A 3,213-nucleotide genomic window follows, 5' to 3' on the forward strand; every position below is an offset into this window, starting at 1 on the left:
GAACTCCTCGCCGCCGCAGCGAGTGTAGGCGTCGCGCTCCAGGCGTCGCACGACGATCTGGCGCAGCTCCTCCTCGAGGCGCCGCTCGCGCCGCTCCGCCAGGCGGCCGGTCTCCTCCAGGTGCCGGCGATGTTGCCCGACCGTCTCCCACACCTCCGCCGTCCCCTCGCCCGTGGTGGCGACCGCGGTCACGATCGGCGGCCGCCAGTCACCAGGCGGTGACATGTCGAGCATGCGCGCCAGGTCCCGCTCGGTCTCCTTGGCCCCGGGACGGTCAGCCTTGTTGATCACGAACATGTCGGCCACCTCGAGCAGTCCCGCCTTGTTGGCCTGCACCGAGTCCCCCCAGCCCGGATTGAGGACCACGACCGTGGTGTCGGCGGCCTGGGCTATCTCCATCTCCGTCTGCCCCACGCCCACCGTCTCCACCAGGATCCACGGCAGACCGGCGGCGTCGAGAGCGCGGATCGCCTCGCGCGTCGCCAGTGAGAGCCCGCCCAGGTGGCCGCGCGACGCCATGGAGCGGATGAACACACCGGGGTCCAGGGCGTGCTCCTGCATGCGGATCCGGTCCCCGAGGATGGCGCCGCCGGAGAACGGGCTGGAGGGGTCGACCGCCAGCACGCCGACCGGCGGACCGGCGCCGCCGGCGCGCGCCGCGCTGATCAGCCGGTCGGTGAGCGTCGACTTGCCCGCCCCCATCGACCCGGTCCACCCGACGGTGTAGGCGCCGCCCGACACCGGGAAGGTGAGCCGGCCCACGGCGCGGGCGTCGGGACCTCCCTGCTCGATCAGCGACAGCAGGCGCGCCAGCGCCGAGCGGTCACCCGCCCGGGCCGCCTCGACCAGGGCTTTGGGGTCGCGGGAGCGGGGCACTAGGGGGCGGGGGCGCGCCGGATGTCGGCGCCCAGCGACGCCAGCTTCCCCGCCAGGCACTCGTAGCCGCGGTCGACGTGGTGGGCCCCGGTCACGACCGTCTCCCCCGCTGCCGCCAGCCCCGCCAGCACCAACGCCGCCCCGGCCCGGATGTCGGGGGCCTTGACGGGCGTTCCCGACAGCCGCGGCACCCCGCGCACGATGGCGTGATGGCCCTCGGTGCGGATGTCGGCGCCCATGCGCCGCAGCTCGTCCACGTATTTGAAACGGCCCTGGAAGAGGTTCTCGGTGACGATCCCCGCTCCCTCGGAGACGCTCATCAGCGTCACCAGCAGGGGCTTGTAGTCGGTGGCCACGCCCGGATAGGGGAGGGTCGCGACGTCGACGGCGTGGGGGCGGCCCTTGGCCGACACCCACAGGCCCTCCGAGCACGGGCTCGAGCGCACGCCCATCTCGCCGAGCTTGTGGATCACCATGTCCATGTGGTCGGAGCGGGCCCCGGCTATCACGATCTCCCCGCCCGCCAGCCCGGTGGCGGTCATGAACGTGGCCGCCTCCACGCGGTCCGGTATCACCTCGTGCTCCACGGGGGTCAGCTCGTCGACGCCTTCGATCTCGATCGTCGATCCGCCCGCGCCGACGATGCGGGCCCCCATCCGGTTGAGGAAGGCGGCCAGGTCCGACACCTCCGGCTCGCGCGCCGCGTTCTCGATGACCGTGGTGCCCTTGGCGCGCACCGCCGCCATGATCAGGTTGTCGGTCGTGGTGTGGCTCGGGAACTCCAGGACGATGCGCGCCCCGTGCAGCCGATCGGCGCGGGCGATCACGAAGCCGTGGCTGGTCTCCACGGTCGCGCCCATGGCCTCCAGGCCCGACAGGTGGAAGTCGATCGGCCGGGGCCCGAAGTCGTCGCCGCCCGGCCGCGACACCCGCGCCTCCCCGCACCGGGCCAGCAGCGGACCGAGCACGACGATCGACGCGCGCATCCGCTCGACGAGCTCGTAGGGAGCCTCGGGGGTGAGTTCGACCGGCACGTCGAGGCGCAGCGTGCTGCCCGACTCCCGCGTGACCACCACCCCCATCGACTCGAGCAGGTCCCCCATGATCTCGACGTCGATGATCTGCGGGGCGTTTCGCAGCCGGTAGGTCCCCGGTGCCAGCAGGCAGGCGGCCATCAGCTTGAGCACCGAGTTCTTGGCGCCGCCGAGGCTGACCGTCCCCTCCAGGGGCGGCCCGGATCGCACCCGGATGGAGTCGGTGCCGTGGTCCACCGTGTCAGTATTCCCCGCCGGGCTAGGCGTCAGCGTCATCGCCCGCCGTCCCGGCGCCGGGGCCGGGTCAACCGGCGCTGCGCACGTGGCGGTCGAGGAACTCGGCGGTCCGGTCCAGCTCGTCCTCCACCGTCTCGGGGCGGGACCAGCCGTGGCCCTCCCCCTCGTACACGTGCATCTCGGTCCGGTTGCCGGCCGCCAGGGTCCGGTCCCGCACCGCCAGCGACTGGGCCAGCGGCACGACCGGATCCTCGCTGCCGTGCAGGATCAGCAGCGGGGCGCGGATGCGCTCGGCCACCGCCAGCGGGGAGCGCCGGCGGTGCAGCTCCGCCGCCGCCGGCAGGGGCCCGACCAGGCTGTGGGTGTAGTGGGCCTCGAAGCGGTGGGTGGTGGCCGCCAGGGCCTCGAGGTCGGCGACGCCGTAGAGGTCGACGCCGGCGGCGCACAGCTCGGGGTGCCGGGCCAGGAGCAGCAGCGCCGTCATGCCGCCGGCGGACGCGCCCAGCACCACCGTCCTGCCGGTGCCCGCCCACCCGTTCTGCGCCGCCGCCCGCAGCCCGGCGGCGCAGTCGGCCACGTCCACCTCGCCCCACCCCCCCGCCAGCGCCCGGGCGTGGGCCCGCCCCCAGCCGGTGGAGCCCCGGAAGTCGGGCACGAGCACCGCCCATCCCCGGGACAGGAAGAACGCCACCCGGGCGTTGAAGGTGACGGTCATCTGGCCGGTCGGGCCCCCGTGGATCCACATGATCAGCCCCCCGGCCGGGGATCCTCCCGGCGGGCGGTACAGCCGGCCGGGGATCCGGGTCCCGTCCTCCGCCGCCCAGGCGACGGACTCGGGCTCGGCCAGCCACGGTCCCTCCACCCCGCCGACGGGCCCCCTGACCAGTGACGTCCGGGTGCCGGCGCCGGGGTCGATGGTGACCAGCGCCGTCGGGGTGCGGGCGCCGCTGCGCACCGCCACCATCCGGCGCCCGGCCCACCCGATGCCGAGGTGCCACCCCTTCCCCAGCTCCCGGACCTCGGGCCCGCCCACCCGGGCCCCGGCCCCCGCCCCCCCCCACCGGGC

General features: G+C 74.8%; 3 protein-coding genes. All 3 read right to left on the reverse strand.

Features of this window, described 5'->3' with window-relative positions:
- Positions 1-876, reverse strand: an 876-nt coding sequence (meaB, locus tag VFW24_07735; protein HEX5266649.1) for a methylmalonyl Co-A mutase-associated GTPase MeaB, incomplete at its 3' end; no start/stop codon positions are given.
- Positions 876-2,147 carry a UDP-N-acetylglucosamine 1-carboxyvinyltransferase gene (gene murA, locus VFW24_07740; GenBank protein ID HEX5266650.1) on the reverse strand — a complete coding sequence of 424 codons (1,272 nt, stop codon included), beginning with the start codon at positions 2,145-2,147 and terminating at the stop codon, positions 876-878. The genes meaB and murA, both read right to left, overlap by 1 nt.
- Before the next feature lie 67 nt (positions 2,148-2,214).
- A partial coding sequence (locus tag VFW24_07745; GenBank protein HEX5266651.1) for an alpha/beta fold hydrolase occupies positions 2,215-3,213 on the reverse strand: 999 nt, incomplete at its 5' end.

This window comes from Acidimicrobiales bacterium, from assembly GCA_036273495.1.
Taxonomy (GTDB): Bacteria; Actinomycetota; Acidimicrobiia; order Acidimicrobiales; family JAJPHE01; genus DASSEU01.